Here is a 23,182-nt window from a genome sequence, read left to right as displayed (position 1 = left end):
GCATCGTCCGTGTACTGAACGCCTACCAGCTCCAGGCGTCGCGGATCACCTCGATGATGTAGCCGTCGTACTGGTCGATCAGATAGATGTTGTTGTCGACCAGTACCCAACGCGTGCCTTCGGGCGGATAGCCCAGGCCATAGGTGCGCCAGTCGTTCAACTGATACCGCCAGAAGATGCTCGGCAGATACTCTCCCACGCGGTAGTCGCGATTGTAATAGCTGCGCGGGACGCTGTAGTAGCCATAGCCCGGTGCGAAGTAGAAGCCGAAGCGATAGCCGCTGTACCCACGGAACCGCCGGTCGTCCCGCCACCAGTAGCGGTCGCGGTTCTGATACCAGTTGCGCCGCCACTGCTCGCTGTTGAACCGCCTGCGGAACTCCCAGTGATTGCGGTCCCGGTCGCGGTCGTTGTCCCAGCGCGGGCGGTCGGGACGGTCGGGCCTGTCCGGACGATCCGGTCTGTCAGGACGGTCGGGCCGGTCGGGGCGATCAGGTCTGTCTGGCCGGTCGGGACGCGGCCTGTCCGGGCGGTCGGGTCTATCTGGCCGGTCGGGTCGATCAGGGCGGTCAGGGCCCGGCCTGTCTGGGCGATCAGGACGGTCGGGCCTGTCCGGGCGGTCGGGCCGATCCGGCCGCGGCTGGTCTGGTCTATCCGGCCTGTCGGGACGATCCGGCCTGTCGGGGCGCGGTTGATCAGGCCGATCCGGACGGGGCCTGTCGGGGCGGTCAGGACGATCAGGCCGCTCTTGGCGCGGCCTTTCAGGTCGTTCCGGCCGGTCCGGACGGGGCTGCTGCACTTCTGGGGCCGAGCGTTCGGTCCGGGCTGTGCGGTTACCGCCGCCGAAGCGACTGTTTTCCCGATCGATTTCGGGCTGGGGGTCCTGAGCCATGGCCGCCAGGGGGGCGACTGCCGGCAGGACAAAGGAGGCGATCGCCGCCGCCATCAACAATGACCGTTTCATCGTCGTATTGATCTCCGCACACCCTCTGGGTGGCCTGTCTGGACGATCGACGTTTTCGTATGAACCGCGACTGAATAAATCTCCGCGAAATCCTTACGCTTTGGTCATGAAAAACGCCCCGCCGACCGTGGTCGACGGGGCGTCTGCTGGCCGATCTGCAGCCGCTTAGAACACGTCGTACAGGACGCTCGCGATCAGGCCGGTCGCGATGGTCGTCAGCACGATGTCATTGCCCGCGTGGACGTAGCGATATCCGCGCGGTGCGGGGCGCAGGCCGTAGATGTAGGGGTCATTCACGTAATAGCCGCGATAGGCCGACGGCAGGTAGCCCCCGCGCACCCAGCGCGTGTTGTAGTAGCGGGGCTCAACCCGATAGTAGCCGTAGTTCGGGGCGTACCAGTAACCCGGACGGGCACCGCGATAGTCGCGGAAGTCGGCGCGGCCTTGCCACCAGTTGCGATTGTTGCGGTCGTAGCGGCGCTCCTGGCGGAAGTCGCGACGGTCGTCGCGGCGATCCTCGCGGAAGTCACGACGGTCGTCACGGCGATCGCGGCGGTATTCGCCACGGTTGCGGTACTCGCCGTCACGCCAGTCGCGACGGTCTTCGCGACGTTCCTGGCGGAACTCACGGCGGTCGTCACGGCGCTCCTGACGGAACTCACGGCGGTCGCCCCGGTCTTGTGCCGCAGCAGCCATTGGAACGGCGGTCGTCGCCATGGCCACGGCGATGACGGCGGCCTTGGTAAAGCGGTTCATGAACGTTCTCCTTTACTCGGGTCGGCGACGGAAAAGGCGATCCGGCCCGTTTGATGGCCGAACTTCGCGTGCGTCCGATGAACTGTGCCTGAATGGGTCTGTCAGCTTGCGCGGCTGCGGCACCATGCCCAGATGGCAAGCTGAACAGGAGCCGCGCCATGACGACTGCCCCCATCCAGCTCTGGTACTGGCCCACGCCCAACGGCTGGAAGGTGTCGATCGCGCTGGAGGAAATGGGCCTGCCCTATGAGGTCAAGCCGGTGAACATCGGCACGGGCGAACAGTTCCAACCCGCTTTCCAGGCCATCAGCCCCAACGGTCGGATGCCCGCCATCGTCGATCCGGACGGGCCGGACGGCCTGCCGCTGTCGATTTTCGAGTCCGGCGCGATCCTGCAATATCTGGCGGCCAAGTCCGGGCAGTTCTATGCCAAGGACGCGCGCGGTCGGGCCGAGATCGACCAATGGCTGTTCTGGCAGGTCGGCGGTCTGGGGCCCATGGCGGGCCAGACGCATCATTTCCGACAGTATGCGCCGGCCCTGATCAAGGATCAGCGCCAGATCGCCTATGGCGTGCGGCGCTATACGGACGAGACGCACCGGCTGTACGGCGTGCTGGATCGACGGCTGGCCGACCGCGATTTTGTGGCGGGAGCCTATTCCATCGCCGACATGGCCATCTGGCCTTGGATACTGCCGGAACATCAGGGCCAGAACATCGACGAGTTCCCGAACCTGAAGGCCTGGCTGGCGCGGGTGGGGGAACGGCCTGCGGTGATCAAGGGCAGGGCGGTCGGCGATGAGCTACGCAGCAATCTGGCAGCCAGCGGCAAGGCGGCGGAAGAGGCGCGCAAGGTGCTGTTCGGACAGCGAGGACGCTAAGACCTCGTCAATGACTGTCAACGCCCGGTTTCCGATAGATTTCATCTTGATGAAGGCCCGATCGCATCTTCATTCCGGCTTTACGAAAAAGTCTTCCGCCACCGTTTCGCCGTTAACATTAACTTCAAACCACCGGTATCTTATCGCGTCACAGGAAGGGCCAGAAGGGCCGGTTCCAGGAGACATGGTGATGATCGCGCAAGAAGCCGCGCCTGACGCAATCCAAGACTTGGCACAGGATGGGGGCCTGCCCCTGCCGACCGCCGACATGAGCGGGGACGACCTGTTCCGGCTGGGCATGATGTATTCGACGGGTCAGAACGGCTGTCCGATCGACCGCGTCTCGGCCCACATGATCTTCAACCTCGCGGCCATGAAGGGCTCGATCGAAGCGCGCGTCTATCGCCGCGAGATGTCGAACGAAATGGAGCGCGAGGAAATCTCGGAAGCCCAGAAGGCCGCTCGACGCTGGATCGACGCGGGCGTCGTCAGTCTCGCGGCCTGAGGCAGTAGCCTACAGATGAGCGTTAGCGCCCTCAGAACTGCTGATACTGCCCGCCCAGCGCATAGGTGAAGCCGACGGGCAGGGCGTTGCGGAACTGGGTGACGAAGTTGGCGACCTCGCCCAGGGTCGTGCGGGGCACGAACAGGATGTCGCCGCGTCTCAGGGCGATCACCTCGCCGCGACGCGGTCGAAGGTCCGCCGCCCGCAGCATGCGTGTCCCGCCGCGACCGCGCCGGATCAGCGCCACCTCTTGCTGGCGTGCCGTGGGCAGGAAGTCTCCGGCCTGAATGATAGCCTGATAGGCGTCCAGGTCGCCGTTCATCTCGATCATGCCGGGCGTGCGGACCTCGCCGCCGACCCAGACGCGGATCGGACCGGCGGTCTTCAGCGTCACCTCCACCATCGGACGGCGCAACTGGCTGGCATAGGCGGCCGAGGCATCGGCCTCCAGTTCCGCGATCGTCCGGTCTGCCGCCATCAACTGGCCGACCAGCGGCAGGGACACCCGCCCGTCCGGCCCGATCCGCTGGGTGCGGGTCAGCTCCGTCGCCGTCGGGGTCGCGATCTCGATCTCGTCGCCGGGATAGAGAACGTATTCCTGCTCGTCCTCGCGCCATTCGGAAAAGCCGATATCGGGAAAGCTGTCGCGGTCCAGGGTCTGGACGCGATTGCCGCCGGGCTCGGTGCCCGGGCCCATCAGGCGCGAGGCCATGCCGTCGGTGCCGGCGCAGCCGCTCATCATTCCGGTGGTGAGGGCACCCATGCCGAACAGAAGCAGGCGGCGGTCTATGGGCATGGCAGAATCGGTCCTGAAGGCGATGTCGAAACACAGGTTAGCGGACATGGGTAACCATCAGTTAACGCCGGTGGCCCAAGGCTGATCATCACAGTCCGATTTGATGGAATCAGTGCGCGCCATGCGTTCGACGGCCTACACCACAGCCCGCCCGCGCTACGGCTTCATGGATGTCGTTGGCCTGCTGTTCCGCGAGCTGATGCTGATGATCGCGGTCTTCCTGCTGATCTTCGCCATCGGAGCCGCCGTCGTCCTGACGATGAAGAAGACCTATACCTCCAATGCCAGCATCTATGCCGGAGTGGGTCAGGAATATGCCTATCAGGCGCGGGTCGGCACGATCACCGAACGCGGTCAGACGCTGGAATCCGACGCCGTCGCCCAATCCGAAGCCGCCATCCTGAACAGCCTGGGCGTCAAGCGCCGGGCGGTGGAGGTGCTTGGGCCGGCCGCCGTGCTGGGGCCAGATCTGAAGGGCACCCGCGCCGAACAGGTGACCGCTGCGGTGAAGGCTCTCGATGAGGGGCTGGGCGTCGGCGTCACGCCGGGCAGTGCAATCATTTCGGTGTCTTACAAGAGTGGCGATCCCGAGAGGGCGGCTACCGTTCTGAATGCCGTCATCGACCAGTATCTGGTCCAGCGCCGGACGCTGTTCCGCGACCGTGCGGCCCCCGCAATCGCCAGCCAGCGCGAAGCCTTCGAGGACGAGCTGGACCGCGCCGACGTGGCCTATGAGAACTTTCTGCGGACCAACAACATCGGCGACTTCGCCACGGCCAAGGCGACCCTGGCCGCGACCTATCAGACGACTTATGCCGAGACGCTGTCGGTCCGCGCGCAACTTAGCCAGGCGACGCAGCGGCTGGCGACGCTGGAACGCCAGCTTGCCGACCAACCGGCCGAGGTCGTGCTGCAGCAAGATCTGAATGTTCAGGCCCAGGACCAGATCCTGACCCTGCGCACCCAGCGCGAAAACCTGCTGGCCCGCTACAACGAGGATGCCCAGCCCGTCCGTGATCTGGACGAGCAGATCGCCCAGCTTCAGGCCTATGTCGCCACAGGAACCACGGTGGGTGCGCGCGAGGTCCGCACCGGCCCCAGCACCATCTTCACCGAGATCGAGACGACCCGCATTAACGCCGCCGCCGACCGCGACGCCCTGCGCGCCCGCCTGAACATCCTTGAGGGGCAACTGGCCCAGTTGCGCGCCCGCCAGGCCGAACTCACCCAGCTGGAATCGACCAATGCCAATCTGGCCGGTAATCGCGAGGTCCTGACCGCCTCCATCCGCGACTTCCAGCAGCGCGAGAGCGCCGCCCGCGCCGACAGCGCCCTGGTCGCGGCCGGAGCCGACAACGTCAATGTCATCGCCCGCGCCGAGGCCCCGACGCGCGGTACCAGTCTGAAACTGCCCCTGCTGGCCGCCGCCTTCCTCTTCGCTGGTCTGACGGCCCTGTGCGTGGGCCTGTTGCGGGTCTTTACACGCCGTGGCTACCCGACCCCGGCGACCGTCGGGCGCACTCTGGACCTGCCGGTTCTGGCCGTCGCACCGATGAAGACCGCACCGCGGGGCGCATGATAGGCTTTGAGCCTGTCGTGAGCGCGTAACGATTCGCATGGTCGATCTGACATCCGAAATGGCAGCCCTCTGGGCGGCGCTGGGACCCGCGCCGGGCCATCGCGGACGTGTGATCCAGATCGCGGCGGCCAATACCGGCGAAGGCGTCTCCACCGTGGCGCGCGAGTATGCGCGGTTGGCGGCGGTTCGCGCCCGCAAGCCTGTCTGGTTGATCGACGCCGACCTGGCCCAGCAGGGGCAGCTGGACGCCGTGACCCAGTCGCCCGACCGCTTCGGCAAGCTGGGCAAGGCGGCGATCGCCACGCCGGACGGCTCCATCTTCTATGCAGTCACCCCACGCATCATGGATCGGGGCGGACGACCGGTGCATCCGGCGCGTCTGCTGACGGCGCGACCCTGCCTGGGCGGGCGGCTGTGGGTGACGAAGTTTGCGGCGGAGGCTTTGCGGGCCGGTCAAAGGGCCGAGGCCATCGGCGATCCCCGCTACTGGGATGCCCTGCGCCGCCATGCCGATACGGTGGTGATCGACGCTCCCGCTGCGGACCGCAACGACCTGTCGATCACCCTGGCCCCCATCGTCGATTCGACCGTGATCGTGGTGGCGGCGGGCAGCACGGCTCCCAACGAGCCGCTGATCCTGCGTGACGAGATCGAGGCGGCCGGTGGCCGTATCGCAGGCGTCGTCGTCAACCGCTCGACGTATGATCCTCCGACCTTCCTGAAGAAGCTGGCGGGTTAGGCCTTCGCCTTCTCCAGCCGCGCCAGTTCGCGTGCACCGTAAAAGTGCGGCTCGAACCCCTTCATCCAGAACAGCTTTCCGATGCCGCGGGCGGTTCGGTCATACGTCTCGGCACGGCCTGGGCTTCGGATGATGGCCAGCGCGACAGAGCCTGTGCCCCACACCACAGCCTGCGCTGCCCCGATCAGCATCCACCGCGCCACGCCTGCCCAATCCTTAGCCGCCGCCGCCGTCTGGCTGGGCCCCTGGCCATAGGCGAAGGCGCGGGCCAGGGCATAGCGCAGGGTGGCCCGGTGCGGCGGCGCAAACTCTTCGACCCAGGCGTCCGCCGCCCAGCCGAACCGACCGCCACGGGACGACAGGGCGGCGAACAGGGCGTCGTCCTCGCCGCCCGCCTGATCCGAGGCGGTATTGAACGGGGCCGACCCGGGCAGGGCGGTCGCCCGCACCATCAGCGAATTGCCGCACCCCCAGGGTTGGTTGATCAGCTGCGTCTGCGCCGGACCGTGACGCCCGAAGAACCGCTCCAGATAGGGCTGCAGCCAGGGTTCCGCCGAGGGCGCGCGCCCTGTGATGGGACCGAACACCACATCGGCACCGGTCTGCGTCTGTCCCTCCAGCAAGGCCGTCAGCCAGCCGGGAGAGGCGACCTCGTCGTCGTCCAGAAAGGCAATCAAGAGGGCCTGGGTCGCTGCCAGCCCGGCATTTCGCGCAGTGGCCACGCCCGGCACCGGCGCATGGACATAGGTCAAATGCCAGGACGTTTCGGTCTGCAGGCCCTCGACCAGATCGCGCGCAGAACCCGTCGGGTCGTTGTCGACCACCACGATCCGGGCCAGACGCCCGGCGACATTCTCTTGAGCGAAGACAGATCGCAAGGCATCGCGCAGGCCGTCGGGCCGTCGCAGGGTCGGGATGATGACGGCGACGTCCCCCGGCATCAGATCGCGTCCGCATACAGCGCCGCGCGGTACAGGCGCAGTGAGAAGGCCCGCGCCCTGACCGGAAGCCAGGCCGCCTCGGCCCCGCCACGCATCATCTTCCGCCACAGCGGCAGGCCGGGCACGCGCTTCAGCATCCGCGCCACCTTGTGGCTGGGATAGGCCGCGACGATCTGCGGGTGGCGCTGGGCCATGCGGGCGAAGTTGGGGGCCGACTGTTCATATTTGCCGGCCAGCGACGGGACCGTATCCAGCCCCATGTGTGTGGCTGGGTTGTCGATGTGCAGCACCTCGAACCGGCGGGCGACACGCATGGCCCACTCCACATCCTCCCAGCCCCAGCCGCTGAAGCCAGGGTCGAAGGCCTCGGCCTCGAACACATCGCGCCGGACCAGCAGGTTGGAGGTGTAGATGTATTTCTCCGGCTGTTTCGCCCGCTCGGTATGGGCCACGCACTCAGATGCGGTCGCCAGCGCCCGGTGCACGGCGAATTTCGCGTCCGTCGGAGCTTGCAACAGGGAAAACCCACCGAAGGCCACAGCCGGATCGCGCGTCTGAATCAGGTCCGCCCAGGCCCTCAGAAAGCGGTCGGTGTCCGGCCTCATGTCGCTGTCCAGAAACAGCAGCGTGTTCCCCCGTGCTGCCGAGGCCAGCCGGTTGCGCCCGATCGCGCGTCCCTCGTTGGCGGCCAGGGTGATCAGGCAGACGGGCAGGGTCAGGTTCGCCAGCTGCTGTGTAAGCCGCGCCGTCAAAGCGGCATCGCTGGTGCCGTCGTCCAGCAGGATGACCTCGACCGACCCTGCCAGTGCGGTTGCCTCCCGCTCCAGCATCTCCAGCAGGGCTGTCGGATCGTCGCGCAGGAAGGGCGTGAGGACAGACAGTTGCGGCGTTGCGGCCTGCCAAGTGGGGCTCAGGGTGAGTGTGGCGCTCATGCCGTTGCGCCCTTGGTCCGCAGGCGTGCAGCCAGACCCATCGCCACGTCGCGAATGCCCGAGGCATTCAGCGTCAGGGCCACCGCCGCATAGACGACGCCCCCGGCCGCCGCATCCATCATCAGCTCGGCAAAGCCGCCGATGGGCGGCAGCGCCAGAACGGCCAGCGCCATCACCCCCGTCGCGATCACGCAGCGCACCAGGGCATCCCACGGCACCGGCAGGGCGACGACCCTGCGCCCGATCAGCCAGGTTGCCAGCAGCCCGACCGCGAAGCTGGCCGCCGTCGACCACGCCGCCCCGACAAGGCCAAAGCGCGGCACCAGGATGAAGTTCAGCACGATGTTCAGAACCGCGGGAATGGCCATCGCCCCCAGCAGCCGTTTGGTCTTGCGCCCGAGGGTGAAGGCCTGGCCGAAATAATAAGCCGTCAGTCCGAACAGCAGGGCCGACAGGGCGATCCAGGGCGTCACGCTGGTCGCCGCCACCCGCAGCTCCTCGCCGATCAGCACCTCCGACAGAGGCCGCGCCACCAGCGCCACGCCAGCTGCGGCGGGCAGGCCGATCAGGAAGAAGGTCGATGCTTGTTCCCGTGCTGCGATCTTGAGCTGGCTCAGCCCCCCGCGTTCCAGCGCCATGACCATGGCCGGCTGACCCGCAGTGCCCAGCCACAGGAACATCACGTCCAGAGTCCGGTTCGCGATGGAATAGCTGGCGTGATAGGCGCCCACCGCCGCCTCATCCATATAGATGGCCAGCAGGAACCGGTCGGTCGAGGCCAGCACAACCGTCAGCGCCAGCGACGCCGCGATGGGATAGCCGTACAGCGCATATTCCCGCACCCGAGCCCGCTCCAGCTGCCCCCCGGCTCCGTGTTTCAACTCGCCCGGAAGGATGAAGGGCAGGGCGATCAGCGGGGCCAGCCCCAGCCCCAGCAAGGGAGCCGCGCCGCCAGCGCCCGCCAGCGCAAAGCCGACGCCGATGCTCAGGCCCCCGATGGCGATGGCCATGTCGAGCCGCGCGGCCTTGGACACCTCACCGGACGCGCGGTACCGCTCCTGAGCCAGCTTGCTGAAGGCCCGGATCGGGCACCCGGCCAGTCCCGCTGCCAGGGCGATCTTCAGCAGCGGATCGGCCGGCCACAGCCACAGCACCAGCGCCACCACCGGCACGAACGCCAGTGTCAGCAGCCCGGCCGCGCGGTACAGGCTGGCGAAATGGCCGACCAGGTCCGTCCCCGGCTTCGACGAGGCCCAGAACCGGGCCATCGACGCCTCCATCCAGCTGAACACCGCCACATGGGCCAGGGTCAGGACGGAGAACGCCAGCGCATACCGCCCGAAGTCCTCGGGGCTGAGCAGGCGCGTGAAGACGACGATGGCCAGAAATCCGACCACGCCCTGCACGATATTGGCGGGCAGATAGCCCCAGACCCCGCGCCAGAACATGGCTCAGCGCACCGCGCTGCGGTCGCCCAGCAGGACGGGCACAGTGATGGCCATGATCCACAGGTCCAGCCACACTGACTGGCGCTCCACATAGTCGATGTCCAGCTGCACCCGGCGGCGCACGTCCTGGGCGGTGTGCAGCGGCCCGCGCGAGCCGTTGACGGCGGCCCAGCCCGTCATGCCCGGCTTGATGCGATGGCGATGAGCGTAGTCGGCGACCAGTCGCGCGCTTTCCACATGGCCGGTCTTCATGCCGATGGCGTGAGGGCGGGGCCCGACCAGCGACATCTCGCCAGTCAGCACGTTCAGCAGTTGCGGCAGCTCGTCCAGGCTGGTCTTGCGGATGAAGCGGCCGATGCGCGTCACCCGGTCGTCGTCCTGGGTCACCTGACGGCTGGCGGTCGCGTCGGCGGTTTCCTGGCGCATGGAGCGGAATTTCCAGACCACGATCTCCTCGTGATTGAAGCCGTGGCGACGCTGCCGAAAGAAGATCGGCCCCGGGCTGTCCAACCGGATGGCCAGAGCGATCACGGCCATGACGGGGGCCAGCAGGGCCAGGGCGATCAGCCCCACGACCATGTCCTGCATCCGCTTGTTGAAGGCCCGTCGGTCGGGATCCAACGGCCCCTGAATGTCCGCGAGCGGCGCGGCCGCCAGCCGGTCCAGCGCGCGGTTGGTCTCGTCCACCCCCGTCGGCTCGACCAGCAGGGTCACCTCATTGGGCAGCAGGCTCAGCCGGTTGTTCAGCTCGCGCACCCGCGCCTCGGCCTTCGGATCGATGGCCAGCACGATCCGGTCGACATAGGGCGTCATCTTGTGGCTAAGCAGATCATCCGCCGTCCCCAACACCGGCACGCCTTCGATCGCGGTCGGCGAGCGTGCTAGCCGGTCGTCGAAGATGCCCAGTACGTTCAGATCACGTCGCTTCAGCGCCTCGCGGATCAGGCTCTCGGCCCTACGGGTTGCCCCGACCAGCACGATATTGGGCGTCAGAGCGCCGGACGCCCGCCATTTCCGCACCAGCCCGCCCCAGCCCATGTGCAGGCCGGTCATGGCGATCAGCGTCAGCGCGATCCAGCTCAGCACCCCGATCCACTGACCCTGCGGCGCGCCGGTGAAGGCCAGGCTTCCCGAGGCCGCGATCCCGCCGACCCCCACGATGGCCACCACCGACGTCAGATGCGACTGTGCCGACTGCCGCCGTGAAAACCGGTACCGCCCCAGCGAGCGCATAAGCGCCAGAACCACCACCGCCCCGATCACATAGGGCGCGACATGGGCCAAGGGGCTCTGGAAGACGCTGTCGGGCGTGCTCAGCGCCGCACAGCCCAGGCTGATCGCCACCACGACCAGCACATCGAAGGCGCGAAAATAATGGGCCGCCAGGCGCGAGGCGTGCCTCTGACGCGCATTCAGCCAGACTTCGGGGCGAAACGGCCCGCGTCGTGCAGCGCTGTCATCGGCCCGGGGAGCCTTCCTGCGGCCCTTGGCCAAGGCCTGCAAGCCCACCACCCCCTCCGCCACGGGTTCGCCCGCGACGGCATCCCCGCGAACGGGATCGGGCATCAGGCGGGCGGCATCGGGCATGAAGCGGGCACAGAAGGGCTGCAGAGGAACAGCGCCCATCCTGCCTGAAGCGCTCTCACTGTCGCGTTAACAGGCTGATTTTTCATGGAGTGGCGGAGACGCAGGGATTCGAACCCTGGGTACCCCTTACAGGGTACGACGATTTAGCAAACCGTTGCTTTAAGCCACTCAGCCACGTCTCCGGTAAGCGGGTGATTAGCCGAGGGCGATGGCTTGCGCAACGGGGTCCGCAGCGATCTCGCCAACTTGACGCTGCGTGACCTTGGCACGCCTGCATTCCCGGTCTAGGTCCATGTCCTCAACCGGTCTTCGCGACCGATCAGCAGAGGAAACGCACATGCCCGATCTCGCTCAAGTCACCGAACACATCCGCGGCGCCGTGGGCGACAACTCCGGTCTGGGCAAGACCGTGAAGCTGGACCTGGGCGACACGGGCAAGATCTACATCGACGGTGCCTCGGTTCCCAACACCGTGACCAACGAAGACAAGCCCGCCGACGCCACCGTCTCCATCGGCTGGGACGACTTCATGGCCCTGTCCGAAGGCAAGCTGGACCCGATGATGGCCTTCATGCAGGGCAAGCTGAAGATCGCCGGCGACATGATGATCGCCCAGAAACTGGCTCCGCTGCTGAAGCGCTGAGCTTGACCTAGACCCTGTCTTTCAGCGGCGCGGTGCCTTCGGGTGCCGCGCCGTTTGTTTATCGAAGAGGACCCACCCATGGATTTCCGTCACAGCGACAAGGCCCTGCACTGGCAGGAGCGCGTCGAGCGCTTCCAGGCCGAGCATGTCCTGCCCCATGCCGAGGAATACTGGGCCCAGGTCCATGCCGACCACACCGTCCAGCCGCCAGTAATGGAGGCGATGAAGGCCAAGGCCAGGGAAGCCGGTCTTTGGAACATGTTCCTGCCGGGCGAACACGGCGCGGGCCTCACCAATCTGGAATACGCCCCCCTGGCCGAGATCATGGGCCGTCATCTGTGGTCGGCCGAGGTTTACAACTGCAACGCCCCCGACACCGGCAATATGGAAGTGCTCCATATGTACGGGAACGAAGAGCAGCAGGCCCGTTGGCTCAAGCCGCTGATGGCGGGCGAGATCCGTTCCGCCTTCCTGATGACGGAGCCAGAGGTAGCGTCGTCGGACGCGACCAATATCCAGACCTCCATCGTGCGCGACGGCGACGACTATGTGATCAACGGCCGCAAATGGTGGTCGACCAACATGGGCCATCCAAACGTCGCCATCACCATCGTGATGGGCAAGACCGACACCGGTGCCGCCACCCACCAGCAGCAGTCCCAGATCCTGGTCCCCACCGACACCCCCGGCTTCCGGGTCGAGCGGATGCTGACCGTCTTCGGCTATGACGAACGTCCCATCGGGCACGCGGAGGTCGTGCTGGACAACGTCCGCGTTCCCGCCGCCAATCTGATCGCGGGCGAGGGCAGGGGCTTCGAGATCGCGCAAGGGCGCCTCGGGCCGGGCCGCATCCACCACTGCATGCGCACCATCGGGGCGGCCGAGCGCGCGCTGGACCTGATGGTCAACCGTCTGCTGACCCGCACGGCCTTCAAGAAGAAGATCGCCGAGCACTCGGTCTGGGAGCAGCGCGTGGCCGACGCCCGCATCAACATCGAGATGTGCCGCTTGTCGGTGCTCAAGGCCGCCTGGATGATCGACCAGGCCGGGGCCAAGAACGCCAAGTCCGAGATCGCCCAGATCAAGGTCGCCGCCCCGAAGATGGCGCTTCAGGTCATCGACGACGCCATCCAGGCCTTTGGCGGCGCCGGCGTCAGCGGTGACTTCCCCCTGGCCGAACTCTACGCCGGTGTCCGCACGCTTCGCCTCGCCGACGGGCCGGACGAGGTCCATAACCGCACCATCGCACGCCTGGAGTATGCCAAGCATGGGGGGCGTGGGGGCTAGGCTAAATTTTTCCCCATTGGGAAAGGGGAACCATGCGCAGCATGGTGGAGGGGGCTGGCACGAAGCGCCAAAACCAGCCTGCCTCGCGCCAGTGTCCGGCTGACAGTTCCAAGCTGTGCTCGCCGTTGCACAGAAGGATGACGGCCCGCTCTGAATGAAGCCGGAAAGCGGAAGTGTTCAATGTCCGCTAAGGGTGGAAAGCGGACCGAAGCCATGGCAGTTCAGCGCTCTCGATCCGGCGGATTTCAAAGATGAACCAAGCAGAACAGGCACTAAAGGCGCTGCTCGATCCGATGTTGCGTGATCAGGGGTTCAAGCCAAATTCGTCAAACCTAGGCTTCCGCAGGCGCACAAGTTTCGGCTTTCACTATCTCTCACTCCCCGTGTTCGCGATGCAGCAGGGAGGGCCTTACGTTGTTAACGTGGGTTTAGGCGTGCGCCACGATCGCGTCGACGAGATCGTTAATCAGCTCGGTCACGTTTGGGGAAGCGCCAATCAGAGAAACACAACAACCGTTTATCGTGGTCTAGAATTTTTCCCGTTCGATGCCTCAAGGGATGGACCGAAGACGATCGACTTCGAGCGAATAGAGTTGGAAGCACACTCCATTGCGTCCGATGTATCGGCAATGCTTCTTGCCGACGGTTTCGGGTTCCTCCACGCCTATTCCGACATCCATGAGTGTTCCGTCGGGCTAAACGCACCGATCAACGTCCGCACCCACCAACTGTGCAATAACTTCCCACTACGCGCCTACTACGGCGTCGTCGCTGCAGCCTTGGCCCAGCCAGAGCGCCTGCCATCACTGATCCAAAGTTATACTGACTTCGCTCAGCAAGAAGGGGCGGTAGAGATCATGATGTACGAGGTCGGCAAGGAGCTTTCAGGCATCGAAGCCATCGCCTACCGGCTAGAGTTTCTCGCAAGAACCGCACGGTCCACCGTTCCATAGCTAACGTCCGGTTTGGGTCGATTGCGGACTATTGCAGTGAGCCGCAATGCTGACATTTCAGGTTTTGCCGCGCCATCCTTGCCCTGATCCTCCTTCTCCATTTGCTCTCTGAGCGGAACGCCGGTCCCCGGCGGCGGAGAACGTGGAAACGCCTGCCTAGTGCGCCGCCACCGTCGGCAGATGGGCCTTGTCATGGCGTCCGACCTTGTCGATCAGGGTCAGGCCGGCGGCGTTCATGCCGATGACCTCGACCTCGGCTCCCTGACGGCGATAACGGAAGACGACCTTGTCCACCGCGGCGACGCCGGTCAGGTCCCACAGATGGGCCTGCGTCATGTCGATCTCGACCCGCGTCGGATGGCCATGATGCTCGAAGGCAGCGGCAAAGACATCGGCGGAGGCGAAGAACAGATTGCCGGTCACGCGATAGCGCAGGCGACCTTCCTCCGGTGTCTCGATCTCCTCGACCACGACGGTCTTGCCGACCTTGCGCATGAAGAAGATGGCCGACAGGACCACGCCCAGAACCACGCCCTTGGACAGGTCGTGGGTGATCACCACCGTCGCCGTGGTGGCGATCATCACGATGGAGGACTGGATCGGGGTCGAGCGCAGCTTCATCACCGAACCCCAGTCGAACGTCCCGACTGAGACCATAATCATGACGGCCACCAAGGCCGCCATCGGGATCTGCGCGACCCAGTCCTGAAGCACCAGGATCAGGAACAGCAGGAACAGCCCGGCCCACAGGGTCGACAGTCGTCCGCGTGCGCCCGAGGTCACATTGATGATCGACTGGCCGATCATGGCGCAGCCCGCCATGCCGCCGAACAGGGACGAGGCGATGTTGGCGATGCCCTGGCCCCGCGTCTCGCGATCCTTGTCCGAAGGCGTGTCGGTGATGTCGTCCAGCAGATTGGCCGTCAGCAGACTTTCCAGCAGGCCGACGAAGGCCAGGGTCGCCGACACCGGCGCGATGATCATCAGCGTCTCCCACGTCAGCGGCACTGACGGGATGTGGAACATCGGCAGGGTCGAGGGCATCTGGCCCATGTCGCCGACCGTGCGAACATCGAGCCCGCTCCAGATCACGAAGGCGCTCAGGGCCACGATGGCGATCAGCGGCGAGGGGATGGCCTTGGTGATGCGCGGCACGCCGTAGATGATGGCCAGCGCCGCCGCGACCAGCGCAAAGGTCTGCCAGTTGGCACCGATCAACTCCGGCATCTGGGCCAGGAAGATCAGTATGGCCAGTGAGTTGACGAAGCCCGTCATGACGCTGCGCGACACGAACCTGATGTAGCGACCGAGTTTCAGCAGGCCGATGACGATCTGGAACACCCCGGTCAGCAGCGAGGCCGCGAACAGGTATTCCAGCCCGTGATCGCGCACGAGCCCGACCATAAGCAAGGCCATGGCCCCGGTCGCCGCCGAGATCATGGCTGGGCGACCGCCGACGAAGGCGATGGTCACTGCGATGACGAAACTGGCGTATAGCCCCACCGCCGGATCGACCCCCGCGATGATCGAAAAGGCGATGGCCTCCGGGATCAGGGCCAGGGCCACGACAGTGCCCGCCAGCAGATCGCGGCGGGGATTGGCGAGCCATTGCTGGCGCGCGGAAGCGAGGATGGTCATGTGGTTTTCATCTGGATGGATCGCATCTGGCGACCCGATTTCCTGACGGATGGGCGGTCAGGATAGCCATCCGCTGCCGACGGGCAGCCGCGGATCCAAGGTGAGGCTTCAGCCTGTGCCAGCATCTGATGGCCGGAGCAAGTCTGCGGTGCGCCTTTGCACAACAGCGAAAATCTTCTGGTTTCCGCCAACGCCTTGTTTAAACAGAACTATCCCGCCTCTGCCCCGAACGGTCGTGCGGCATGTTATGTTGGGCGTCCCGGTCTTTCGCATCGCTAGCGCTCGACACCGCCGACAGGGGCGTCGCTCTGATCGCTTTCGGCAGCAGGTGGACTGAGTGGACTGAGTGGACTCAGTGGACTGTGTTTTCGTCCATCCAGCCTTTGCCCCATGAAATCTGCGCGATGACGTGCATGTCGCGCTGCATTCTCCGAACCCTCGGTCCCGAACCAAATAATGCGAGATGCCACTCGCCCGCCCCCCCTTTGCGGAACCTCCGGCGCGGTCCATATCTGCGTCCATGCGCGGTGAACGGTCGGGGCGGAAATCGGATTCTCTGGCCAAGGCCGCTCAGGCAGGCATGGTGCCTCCCGCGACCGAAGGCCCGCCGACCTGGCAGGCGCTGGGCGACCTTATCAAACTGGTCGGCCGGTCCAATGCGCCCCATTTGCGGCTGCGTCTGATCGGAGCCATCGCCATGACCCTGGCGGGCAAGGCTCTGGGCGTGCTGGCCCCCCTGGTGCTCGGCGCGGCCGTCAACCACCTGGCCTCGGATCAGCCGACCGGGGTCGCCATTGGCCTCGGCTTTGCCGGTTTCGCCGTCGGCTGGGCCATCATACGGCTGTTGTCGGCCATCGCGCCCAATGCGTCGGACGTGGTCTTCGCCCCGGTTCGTTCAGCCGCCCAGCGGACGGCAGCGACCGAAACCTTTGCCCACGCCCTGAACCTGTCGCTGGATTTTCATCAGACCAAGCGGTCGGGATCGCTATCGCGGACCATGGATCGCGGTGCCCGGTCGGTCGATTTCCTGCTGCGCATCCTGGCCTTCAATCTTGTGCCGACCGGGGTCGAGCTGGTGCTGGCCGCCGGCGTTTTGGCGGGAGCCTATGACTGGCGCTTCGGCGCGGTCGCCGTGGTCGTGGTAGCTGTCTATGCTGTTTCCACCTTCGCCCTGTCGAACTGGCGGCTGGAGCATCGGCGCGAAATGAATGCGGCCGACACCGAGGCCGCAGGCGTCTCTGTCGACGCCTTGTTGAACTACGAAACCGTCAAGTCGTTCGGCGCTGAGGCCCGCGCCGCCCGCACCTATGACGCCGCGCTGGGCAACTACACGCGGGCTTCGCTGAAGGCCAACAGCTCGCTGGCCCTGCTCAACGTCATGCAGGCGGTCATCATGAACGTCGGCCTGGGCGTCATGGCCGTCATGGCCGGGTTCGAGGCCGCCGCCGGGCGGATGGGGCCAGGCGACGTCACCGCCGCCGTCCTGATCCTGATCAGCCTCTATGCCCCTCTCAACATCCTTGGCTTCGCCTATCGCGAGATCCGCCAGTCCTTCATCGATATGGAGGAGATGCTGAAGGTCACGCGCCAGACGCCCCAGGTGGCCGATGCCCCTGACGCCATCGCCCTGGCCAAGCCGGACGAGGGCTGCGCCTCCGAACTGCGCTTCGAGGCCGTCGGCTTTCGCCACGACGCCCGGGCCAACGGGCTGGAGGACGTCAGCTTCGTCGCCGCGCCGGGCACCACCACCGCCCTGGTCGGCCCGTCGGGGTCGGGCAAGTCCACCATCGTGAAACTGGCCCTGAGGCTGCTGGACCCGCAGGAGGGCAGGGTGCTGATCGACGGACGCGACGTGCGGGCTGTGACGCAGGAAAGTCTGCGCGCGGCCGTCGCCCTGGTCCCCCAGGACGTGGCCCTGTTCAACGACACGATCCGCGCCAACATCGGCTTTGCCCGTCCCGATGCCGACGAGGCCGCCATCTGGGCCGCTGCCGACGCCGCCGAGCTCGACGACTTCATCCGCGGCCTGCCGGAGGGCATGGACACTCGCGTGGGCGAGCGGGGTCTGAAATTGTCGGGAGGCGAGCGTCAGCGCGTCGGCATCGCCCGCGCCCTGCTGGCCGATCCCTGTATCCTGATCCTGGACGAGGCGACCAGCGCCCTGGACAGCCGTACCGAAGCCGCAATCCAGAAAACCCTGCGCAAGGCTCGCAGCGGCCGCACCACCCTGGTCGTCGCCCACCGCCTGTCCACAATCGCCGACGCCGAGCAGATACTGGTCCTGAAGGCCGGTCGCGTCATCGAGCGCGGGGCGCACCACGAACTGGTCGCCCGCCAAGGTGGCGAATACGCCGCCCTCTGGCGCAAGCAGACGCGTGGCGCGCGGACGGGCCAGGTCGTGGACTAGGCCTTGGGCGCGACCTTGCGCAGCAAGATCTGGCGCAGGCTTTCCAGCACCTGATTGCGCGCCTCGACCTCTTCAACGGGCAGAGTCTGGAGGAGGCGTAGGGACCGGGCATGGACGGTCACGATACGCCAGTCGAACGGCTGCCCCGGCTGGGCCGCGTCGATGACGTCGCATAGCCCCGCGGCCGCCTTGCATAAATCGTCCAGCTCGAATGGACTGGCCGCGTCGATGACGGCATTGGCGGCGTGGTAGACCTCCTCCAGCCGCCTCGCCAGTTCCATCGGGCTGTCGGGAGCCGTGATCGATTCCAGCGCTGCAATCTGGGCATCGACGACGCCTGCGGCTTCAGCTCGCTTGGCCTCGATGTTGGCGCGCGCCTGCGTTAAAGCTACGCCGATGCTGACCCCGCCGGGCTTGTCGATCATCTGGGACAGGTTGGACTTGCGGCGGGCGTGGGTAATGACCGTCATCTTGCGCCTCCCGAGGCTGCGCGTTGTTCGGCATCGAACTGGGCCTTGCGGATCATGCTCGCGCGGCGCTCTTCACCCGGTGGATCGCCTTGCCGAAAGCGACGATCAGGTCCGAAATAGTCTCCGACTTCGAGGAAGGGTCGGGCATCGCGCGCGACCCAGACCAGCCGCTCCAGCAGGGTCGACGCGCTGAAGGGCTTGGTGATCACGAAGCTGGCCCCGCAATCGCGGGCTTCCTTGACCTTGGAGCGGCGGACGTGGGCAGCCGTCATGATGACCGGCACGAAGGCATTGGGGTCTAGGCCCGACCGCCTCAGCCAGCGCACGAGGGCATAGCCGTCCATCTCCGGCATTTCGCAGTCGACGATCAGCAGGTCGACGCTGTGATCGCGCAGAATGTCCATGGCCTCGGCCCCGCTATTGCAGGCATAGCGGGTCTTGATGCCGAACCCGAGCAGCGCCTGGCTGGTCAGGTCGAGCGCGAAGGGCGAATCGTCCACGACCATCGTCACCGCACCCGTCAGGTTGATGACCGAGCTTTCGCGCAGAGATTCGCCGACACCGCCTGACGGGCGCGAGGTTTTGGCAGGGGAGGCAGGAACCATGCCGCCAAGCTGCCACGCTCAGGTAGCGGGACGGTTAACGCCGGCCTCAGAGTTTGGGCGTCGGCTCAGCCCAGGCGGCCGATGGCGTAGTAGCGATCCGCGCGCGCCTTGCGGATCTGGTCTGCGGTCAGCGTCGACAAGGCGCCCAACTCCTCGGCCAGAACTTCGCCGACGGCGGCGATCGTGCCGTCCGCATCGGCATGGGCCCCGCCCGCCGGTTCCTCGATGATGCGATCGATGATTTTAAGTTCCAAGAGGTCTGAAGCCGTGATCTTCATCGCCATGGCCGCGTCCTTGGCCCGGGCCCCGTCGCGCCACAGGATGCCGGCGGCCCCCTCGGGTGAGATGACCGAATAGATGGAGTGCTCCAGCATCAGCACCCGCCCCGCAGCGGCGATGGCGATGGCTCCGCCCGATCCGCCTTCGCCCGTGATGGTAGCGATGGACGGTACGCCCAGGGTCAGGCAGCGCTCGGTCGAGCGGGCGATGGCTTCGGCCTGACCGCGTTCCTCGGCCCCGAGACCCGGATAGGCCCCGGCGGTATCGACGAAGGTCAGGACCGGCAAGCCATATTGCTCGGCCAGATCCATCAGGCGCACAGCCTTGCGATAGCCCTCGGGCCGCGCCATGCCGAAGTTGTGGGTCAGCCGCGACTGGGTGTCGTTGCCCTTTTCGTGGCCCATGACCACGACCGGCGCGCCGCGAAAGCGGGCCAGACCGCCCATGATGGCCTGGTCGTCGCCGAACTGACGGTCGCCCTTCAATTCCTCGAAGTCGGTGAACAGGCCGTCGATATAGTCTGTCAGGTGCGGACGCTGGGGGTGGCGCGCGACCTGGGTCTTCATCCAGGGGTCCAGACCGGCATAGGTCTTCTTGCGCAGCTGCTCGGCCTTCTTGCGCAAGCCCTCAATCTCGGTCTCGAACGAGCCGGAGGTCGAGGCGAGCAGAGACAGCTCCTCGATCTTGTCCTCCAGATCGGCGATGGGCTTTTCGAACTCAAGATAGTGCGTGGCCATGAAGGCGTCCGGTAAAGGCGCGCTGGGCGCGTCAGAGAGGGTGGCGGAAACTAGTGAGGTGAACGCTGCGGGGCAAGAGACGGTTCAGTCGTCCCGCGCCAGGGGATGATGCTGTGTCACCACCTGCGTCAGCCGATCCGTGGCCACGTGGGTGTAGATCTGCGTCGTGCCGATGTCTGCATGGCCCAGCAGGGTCTGGACGACGCGCAGATCGGCCCCACCCTCCAGCAGGTGGGTGGCGAAGGCGTGCCGCAGAACGTGAGGACTGACACGGGCCGGGTCGATGTTGGCCTCGATCGCCGCCTGATCGAGCAACTGGGCGAAGCGGCGGGGCGTGAGGTGCCCCTTGGCCGACGACGACGGGAACAGCCAGGCACTGTTGGGTGCCTCGGGCGGGCGAGCGGCGTCACGCGCGACCAGCCAGGCCTTCACCGCCTCGCGCGCCGAGCCGTTGAGCGGGGCCAGCCTCTCCCTGCCGCCCTTGCCGCGAACGATCAGCCAGGCTGGATCGCGTCGCACGGCCTCAACCCGCAGCGCCAGCAGTTCCGATACGCGCAGACCTGACGCATAGGCCAGTTCCAGCAGGGCGATCAGCCGAAGCCCGGCATGACCGTCCCGTGCCGCCACGACGCCCAGTAACCGCTCGATCTCCTCGCGCGACAGCACCTTGGGCAGCGACCGCCTCTGTTTCGGCGCATCGAGACGGCGCGACGGATCATCGGCGCGCCATCCCTCGCCCAGCGCGAAGCGGTAGAATTGCCGCACCGCCGAGCGCCGCCGGGCCTGGGTCGCCGACGACAGGCCCCGGGCAGCCAAGGAGGCATACCAGGCCTCGATTTCGGCCTCGCTCGCCTGCATCAGGCCCGACGCCGTGCCGGCGTCGGCATCCGCCAGATCGCGCCCATAGGCTGACAGGGTGTGGGGCGAGGCGTCGCGCTCGACCGCCATCATCTCCAGAAAGGCCTCGATCTGGGCATCGCTCATGGCGCAAGCCGCTTTCGCAAGGCCGCGCTTGGTGTAGAGGATGGTGGGGTCATGCCGTGCCTGAATTCGCAATGCCCGTCGTCAACCGTCCCGCCGTTCCCAAGGAACCGCGGGTGAGCGAGCCTGCAGTAAGATCCGAACCGATTCCGACACATCACCGCAGCATAGCCCTGGTCGGTTTGATGGGCGTTGGAAAATCGACGGTGGGCCGTCGTTTGGCGCGCCGGCTTGGCCTGCCGTTTGCGGACGGCGATGCCGAAATCGAAACCGCCGCCGGCATGACCGTGTCCGACATCTTCAGCCAGTTGGGGGAGGGGGAGTTTCGCGCGGGTGAAGCGCGGGTGATGAAGCGACTGCTGGACGGCCCGCGTATGGTTCTGGCCACCGGCGGCGGGGCCATATTGAATGCGGATACTCAGGCGGCACTGAAAGCGCGGGCGGTTACCGTCTGGATGCGGGCCGACCTGCACACCATTGCCCAGAGGGTTCAGCGCCGCGACACCCGGCCCCTGCTTCGCGGGCGAGATCCGCTGGAGGCGCTGAAGGGGCTGGCTGACGTCCGTTACCCGGTCTATGCCACAGCGGATCTGACGGTGGACGTCAGCGACGGGGCCCACACCCAGGCGGTCGAGGCCATCATGACGGCACTGGAAGCCTACTGGGCAAGGACATCGGCATGACGACGCCAGAGACGACCACCCTGACTGTGACGGGGGCCGGGTTTCGGCCCTATGACGTCGTGGTCGGCCGGGGCGTGCTGGCTGAGCTCGGCTCCAGACTAGTGCCCATGGCCCGGGGACGCGTGGCCGTCATCAGCGATGAGACCGTCGCGGCCCTCCATGCTGCAGAGACCCTGGTCAGCCTGAAAGGCGCGGGCCTTGATGCCCAGATGCTGACGGTGCCGCCGGGCGAGAGCTCCAAATCGTTCGCCGAGCTGGAGCGGTTGCTGGATCGACTGATCGCGCTGGGTCTGGACCGGCGCGATCTGGTCGTGGCCATGGGCGGTGGCGTGGTCGGCGATCTGGCCGGGCTGGCGGCGGCCCTGTTCATGCGCGGCATCGACTTCGTCCAGGTGCCGACGACGCTGCTGGCGCAGGTCGATTCTTCGGTTGGAGGTAAGACGGCGATCGATACGCCGCGCGGCAAGAATCTGGTCGGAGCCTTTCATCAGCCGCGCCTGGTGCTGGCCGATATCGACCTGCTGGCCACCCTGCCGGAGCGGCAGCTGCGCTCGGGCTGGGCCGAGGTGCTGAAGCACGGCCTGATCTGCGACGCTCACTTCTTCGACTGGCTGGCGGGGGATGGGGCCTCAGGGGCCAAGGGGGATGCCGGGGCCCTGCACCGGGCCGTCGTCCGCTCGGTCGAGATCAAGAGCGCCATCGTCGGCGAAGATGAGAAGGAAGCAGGTCGCCGCGCCTTGCTGAATCTCGGCCACACCTTCGGTCACGCGATAGAAGCGGAGCTGGGTTTCGACGAGCATGCGCTGACGCACGGTGAGGCGGTCTCCATCGGTTGCGCCATGGCTTTCCGCTATTCGGCGACGCAGGGACTGTGCGACGCCGGAGATTCCGCACGGGTCCAGGCGGTTCTGTCCGCGGTAGGCTTACCGACGCGTTTGTCTCAAGCAGGCACGTTCAATGCGCAGGCCCTGCTGGATCGCATGGCCGGAGACAAGAAGGCCGAGGGCGGAGCACTGACGCTGATCCTAGCCCGCGCGATCGGCGACACCTTGGTGGACAGGGCGGTCGATGCGAGCGCCGTGCTGGCCTTCCTCAAGGCCGAAGGGGCGAGTTGACGGCGGCCAGGGTGAGGCTTGGTCGCGTTTCCAATCTATTGGTCTTGGTTCAACAGTGCGAACATTGACACGAAACCGCCGCCGGAGTGATCCGGCGGCGGCGGTGGTTTGACCTTTGCCCTGTGGCTTACCCCCACAGGTCCGGGTCGGTGGTGGGATTGTGGAAGATGCGGGCTTCGAGGTCGTTCAGTGCGAGATTGTGATCTGATCTGGACAGGCCGGAGAGCAGTTCCAGCATGGACGATCCCTGTCCGCC

General features: G+C 66.1%; 22 protein-coding genes, 1 tRNA gene and 1 other annotated feature. Of the genes, 10 read left to right on the top strand and 13 right to left on the bottom strand.

Annotation, left to right across the window (positions count from 1 at the left end):
* Positions 1 to 22: 22 nt before the first annotated feature.
* Together ACE3TH_RS11955 and ACE3TH_RS11950 are read right to left on the bottom strand one after the other, a co-directional pair.
* The gene (locus tag ACE3TH_RS11955) at positions 23 to 964 is read right to left on the bottom strand and encodes an RcnB family protein (protein WP_374599931.1); all 942 of its coding nucleotides are present in this window, start codon (positions 962 to 964) and stop codon (positions 23 to 25) included.
* Positions 965 to 1,129: 165 nt separating this feature from the next.
* Positions 1,130 to 1,720 (bottom strand): RcnB family protein, encoded by a 591-nt coding sequence (locus ACE3TH_RS11950; RefSeq protein WP_374599929.1) that lies wholly within the window; start codon positions 1,718 to 1,720, stop codon positions 1,130 to 1,132.
* Positions 1,721 to 1,878: 158 nt separating this feature from the next.
* Between ACE3TH_RS11950 and ACE3TH_RS11945 the strand changes: the two genes are divergently transcribed.
* Together ACE3TH_RS11945 and ACE3TH_RS11940 are read left to right on the top strand one after the other, a co-directional pair.
* Positions 1,879 to 2,601, top strand: a complete 723-nt coding sequence (locus ACE3TH_RS11945; protein WP_374599927.1) for a glutathione S-transferase family protein — start codon at positions 1,879 to 1,881, stop codon at positions 2,599 to 2,601.
* A gap of 190 nt (positions 2,602 to 2,791) precedes the next feature.
* Positions 2,792 to 3,106: a sel1 repeat family protein gene (locus ACE3TH_RS11940; protein ID WP_374599925.1), complete on the top strand. Its 315-nt coding sequence runs from the start codon at positions 2,792 to 2,794 to the stop codon at positions 3,104 to 3,106.
* 31 nt (positions 3,107 to 3,137) lie between these two features.
* Here ACE3TH_RS11940 and ACE3TH_RS11935 read toward each other — a convergent pair whose 3' ends face one another.
* Positions 3,138 to 3,902, bottom strand: coding sequence for a polysaccharide biosynthesis/export family protein (locus ACE3TH_RS11935; protein WP_374599923.1), 765 nt, complete (start codon positions 3,900 to 3,902; stop codon positions 3,138 to 3,140).
* A gap of 121 nt (positions 3,903 to 4,023) precedes the next feature.
* On the opposite strand from ACE3TH_RS11935, the gene ACE3TH_RS11930 reads away from it, so the two are divergent.
* Entirely contained in the window at positions 4,024 to 5,481 is a 1,458-nt protein-coding gene (locus ACE3TH_RS11930) for a GumC family protein (protein ID WP_374599921.1), read from the top strand.
* 37 nt (positions 5,482 to 5,518) lie between these two features.
* A complete protein-coding gene (locus ACE3TH_RS11925) occupies positions 5,519 to 6,220 on the top strand; it encodes a hfsB (RefSeq protein WP_374599920.1) in 702 nt (233 codons plus the stop codon).
* Here ACE3TH_RS11925 and ACE3TH_RS11920 read toward each other — a convergent pair.
* The 5 genes from ACE3TH_RS11920 to ACE3TH_RS11900 all read right to left on the bottom strand — a co-directional run bounded on the left by ACE3TH_RS11920 (position 6,217) and on the right by ACE3TH_RS11900 (position 11,310).
* Positions 6,217 to 7,161, bottom strand: a complete 945-nt coding sequence (locus ACE3TH_RS11920) for a glycosyltransferase family 2 protein (protein ID WP_374599918.1) — start codon at positions 7,159 to 7,161, stop codon at positions 6,217 to 6,219. The genes ACE3TH_RS11925 and ACE3TH_RS11920 overlap by 4 nt on opposite strands.
* The gene (locus ACE3TH_RS11915; RefSeq protein ID WP_374599916.1) at positions 7,161 to 8,093 is read right to left on the bottom strand and encodes a glycosyltransferase family 2 protein; all 933 of its coding nucleotides are present in this window, start codon (positions 8,091 to 8,093) and stop codon (positions 7,161 to 7,163) included. The genes ACE3TH_RS11920 and ACE3TH_RS11915 overlap by 1 nt, the downstream gene beginning before the upstream one ends.
* Positions 8,090 to 9,541 (bottom strand): lipopolysaccharide biosynthesis protein, encoded by a 1,452-nt coding sequence (locus ACE3TH_RS11910; RefSeq protein WP_374599915.1) that lies wholly within the window; start codon positions 9,539 to 9,541, stop codon positions 8,090 to 8,092. Before ACE3TH_RS11910 ends, ACE3TH_RS11915 begins: the two co-directional genes overlap by 4 nt.
* A 3-nt stretch (positions 9,542 to 9,544) precedes the next feature.
* Positions 9,545 to 11,167 (bottom strand): exopolysaccharide biosynthesis polyprenyl glycosylphosphotransferase, encoded by a 1,623-nt coding sequence (locus ACE3TH_RS11905; protein WP_374599913.1) that lies wholly within the window; start codon positions 11,165 to 11,167, stop codon positions 9,545 to 9,547.
* 51 nt (positions 11,168 to 11,218) lie between these two features.
* Positions 11,219 to 11,310: transfer RNA gene (locus ACE3TH_RS11900), tRNA-Ser, on the bottom strand.
* A gap of 155 nt (positions 11,311 to 11,465) precedes the next feature.
* Here ACE3TH_RS11900 and ACE3TH_RS11895 point away from each other — a divergent pair.
* The 3 genes from ACE3TH_RS11895 to ACE3TH_RS11885 all read left to right on the top strand — a co-directional run bounded on the left by ACE3TH_RS11895 (position 11,466) and on the right by ACE3TH_RS11885 (position 14,011).
* Positions 11,466 to 11,771 carry an SCP2 sterol-binding domain-containing protein gene (locus tag ACE3TH_RS11895; RefSeq protein WP_296169356.1) on the top strand — a complete coding sequence of 102 codons (306 nt, stop codon included), beginning with the start codon at positions 11,466 to 11,468 and terminating at the stop codon, positions 11,769 to 11,771.
* Between the two features lie 78 nt (positions 11,772 to 11,849).
* On the top strand, positions 11,850 to 13,058 hold the full coding sequence (locus ACE3TH_RS11890; protein WP_374599910.1) for an acyl-CoA dehydrogenase family protein: 1,209 nt from the start codon (positions 11,850 to 11,852) through the stop codon (positions 13,056 to 13,058).
* Between the two features lie 251 nt (positions 13,059 to 13,309).
* Positions 13,310 to 14,011: a hypothetical protein gene (locus tag ACE3TH_RS11885; protein ID WP_374599908.1), complete on the top strand. Its 702-nt coding sequence runs from the start codon at positions 13,310 to 13,312 to the stop codon at positions 14,009 to 14,011.
* 156 nt (positions 14,012 to 14,167) lie between these two features.
* On the opposite strand, the gene ACE3TH_RS11880 is transcribed toward ACE3TH_RS11885, so the two are convergent.
* On the bottom strand, positions 14,168 to 15,643 hold the full coding sequence (locus tag ACE3TH_RS11880; RefSeq protein WP_374600072.1) for a SulP family inorganic anion transporter: 1,476 nt from the start codon (positions 15,641 to 15,643) through the stop codon (positions 14,168 to 14,170).
* Between the two features lie 42 nt (positions 15,644 to 15,685).
* Positions 15,686 to 15,749 (bottom strand) — a sequence feature (sul1 is cis-regulatory element that is thought to sense ions involved in sulfur or methionine metabolism; They are found in Alphaproteobacteria).
* A gap of 480 nt (positions 15,750 to 16,229) precedes the next feature.
* Between ACE3TH_RS11880 and ACE3TH_RS11875 the strand changes: the two genes are divergently transcribed.
* A complete protein-coding gene (locus ACE3TH_RS11875; RefSeq protein ID WP_374599906.1) occupies positions 16,230 to 18,056 on the top strand; it encodes an ABC transporter ATP-binding protein/permease in 1,827 nt (608 codons plus the stop codon).
* On the opposite strand, the gene ACE3TH_RS11870 is transcribed toward ACE3TH_RS11875, so the two are convergent.
* From ACE3TH_RS11870 to ACE3TH_RS11855, 4 genes are all read right to left on the bottom strand, one after another.
* Positions 18,053 to 18,526 (bottom strand): chemotaxis protein CheE, encoded by a 474-nt coding sequence (locus ACE3TH_RS11870; protein ID WP_374599904.1) that lies wholly within the window; start codon positions 18,524 to 18,526, stop codon positions 18,053 to 18,055. The genes ACE3TH_RS11875 and ACE3TH_RS11870 overlap by 4 nt on opposite strands.
* Positions 18,523 to 19,131: a response regulator gene (locus tag ACE3TH_RS11865; RefSeq protein ID WP_292175632.1), complete on the bottom strand. Its 609-nt coding sequence runs from the start codon at positions 19,129 to 19,131 to the stop codon at positions 18,523 to 18,525. The genes ACE3TH_RS11870 and ACE3TH_RS11865 overlap by 4 nt, the downstream gene beginning before the upstream one ends.
* Before the next feature lie 65 nt (positions 19,132 to 19,196).
* Complete coding sequence (locus tag ACE3TH_RS11860; RefSeq protein ID WP_374599902.1) at positions 19,197 to 20,147, bottom strand: acetyl-CoA carboxylase carboxyltransferase subunit alpha; 951 nt, start codon at positions 20,145 to 20,147, stop codon at positions 19,197 to 19,199.
* Between the two features lie 84 nt (positions 20,148 to 20,231).
* Positions 20,232 to 21,131: a site-specific tyrosine recombinase XerD gene (locus tag ACE3TH_RS11855; protein ID WP_374599900.1), complete on the bottom strand. Its 900-nt coding sequence runs from the start codon at positions 21,129 to 21,131 to the stop codon at positions 20,232 to 20,234.
* 71 nt (positions 21,132 to 21,202) lie between these two features.
* Here ACE3TH_RS11855 and ACE3TH_RS11850 point away from each other — a divergent pair, with 71 nt between their 5' ends.
* Positions 21,203 to 21,811, top strand: a complete 609-nt coding sequence (locus ACE3TH_RS11850) for a shikimate kinase (protein WP_374600070.1) — start codon at positions 21,203 to 21,205, stop codon at positions 21,809 to 21,811.
* Positions 21,808 to 22,926, top strand: coding sequence for a 3-dehydroquinate synthase (gene aroB, locus ACE3TH_RS11845; RefSeq protein WP_374599899.1), 1,119 nt, complete (start codon positions 21,808 to 21,810; stop codon positions 22,924 to 22,926). Before ACE3TH_RS11850 ends, aroB begins: the two co-directional genes overlap by 4 nt.
* Positions 22,927 to 23,182 lie beyond the last annotated feature (256 nt).

The sequence above is a fragment of the Brevundimonas sp. genome, from assembly GCF_041919755.1.
GTDB lineage: Bacteria > Pseudomonadota > Alphaproteobacteria > Caulobacterales > Caulobacteraceae > Brevundimonas.
Note: the sequence above shows the minus strand (reverse complement) of the source record. Positions and strands in the feature narration are given on the sequence as shown.

Excerpts from the sequence above, each read along its gene's own strand:
- ACE3TH_RS11955 (WP_374599931.1), bottom strand. The coding sequence starts at position 964 with ATGAAACGGTCATTGTTGATGGCGGCGGCGATCGCCTCCTTTGTCCTG.
- ACE3TH_RS11950 (WP_374599929.1), bottom strand. The coding sequence starts at position 1,720 with ATGAACCGCTTTACCAAGGCCGCCGTCATCGCCGTGGCCATGGCGACG.
- ACE3TH_RS11945 (WP_374599927.1), top strand. The coding sequence starts at position 1,879 with ATGACGACTGCCCCCATCCAGCTCTGGTACTGGCCCACGCCCAACGGC.
- ACE3TH_RS11940 (WP_374599925.1), top strand. The coding sequence starts at position 2,792 with ATGATCGCGCAAGAAGCCGCGCCTGACGCAATCCAAGACTTGGCACAG.
- ACE3TH_RS11935 (WP_374599923.1), bottom strand. The coding sequence starts at position 3,902 with ATGCCCATAGACCGCCGCCTGCTTCTGTTCGGCATGGGTGCCCTCACC.
- ACE3TH_RS11930 (WP_374599921.1), top strand. The coding sequence starts at position 4,024 with ATGCGTTCGACGGCCTACACCACAGCCCGCCCGCGCTACGGCTTCATG.
- ACE3TH_RS11925 (WP_374599920.1), top strand. The coding sequence starts at position 5,519 with ATGGTCGATCTGACATCCGAAATGGCAGCCCTCTGGGCGGCGCTGGGA.
- ACE3TH_RS11920 (WP_374599918.1), bottom strand. The coding sequence starts at position 7,161 with ATGCCGGGGGACGTCGCCGTCATCATCCCGACCCTGCGACGGCCCGAC.
- ACE3TH_RS11915 (WP_374599916.1), bottom strand. The coding sequence starts at position 8,093 with ATGAGCGCCACACTCACCCTGAGCCCCACTTGGCAGGCCGCAACGCCG.
- ACE3TH_RS11910 (WP_374599915.1), bottom strand. The coding sequence starts at position 9,541 with ATGTTCTGGCGCGGGGTCTGGGGCTATCTGCCCGCCAATATCGTGCAG.
- ACE3TH_RS11905 (WP_374599913.1), bottom strand. The coding sequence starts at position 11,167 with ATGGGCGCTGTTCCTCTGCAGCCCTTCTGTGCCCGCTTCATGCCCGAT.
- ACE3TH_RS11895 (WP_296169356.1), top strand. The coding sequence starts at position 11,466 with ATGCCCGATCTCGCTCAAGTCACCGAACACATCCGCGGCGCCGTGGGC.
- ACE3TH_RS11890 (WP_374599910.1), top strand. The coding sequence starts at position 11,850 with ATGGATTTCCGTCACAGCGACAAGGCCCTGCACTGGCAGGAGCGCGTC.
- ACE3TH_RS11885 (WP_374599908.1), top strand. The coding sequence starts at position 13,310 with ATGAACCAAGCAGAACAGGCACTAAAGGCGCTGCTCGATCCGATGTTG.
- ACE3TH_RS11875 (WP_374599906.1), top strand. The coding sequence starts at position 16,230 with ATGGTGCCTCCCGCGACCGAAGGCCCGCCGACCTGGCAGGCGCTGGGC.
- ACE3TH_RS11870 (WP_374599904.1), bottom strand. The coding sequence starts at position 18,526 with ATGACGGTCATTACCCACGCCCGCCGCAAGTCCAACCTGTCCCAGATG.
- ACE3TH_RS11865 (WP_292175632.1), bottom strand. The coding sequence starts at position 19,131 with ATGGTTCCTGCCTCCCCTGCCAAAACCTCGCGCCCGTCAGGCGGTGTC.
- ACE3TH_RS11860 (WP_374599902.1), bottom strand. The coding sequence starts at position 20,147 with ATGGCCACGCACTATCTTGAGTTCGAAAAGCCCATCGCCGATCTGGAG.
- ACE3TH_RS11855 (WP_374599900.1), bottom strand. The coding sequence starts at position 21,131 with ATGAGCGATGCCCAGATCGAGGCCTTTCTGGAGATGATGGCGGTCGAG.
- ACE3TH_RS11850 (WP_374600070.1), top strand. The coding sequence starts at position 21,203 with ATGCCCGTCGTCAACCGTCCCGCCGTTCCCAAGGAACCGCGGGTGAGC.
- aroB (WP_374599899.1), top strand. The coding sequence starts at position 21,808 with ATGACGACGCCAGAGACGACCACCCTGACTGTGACGGGGGCCGGGTTT.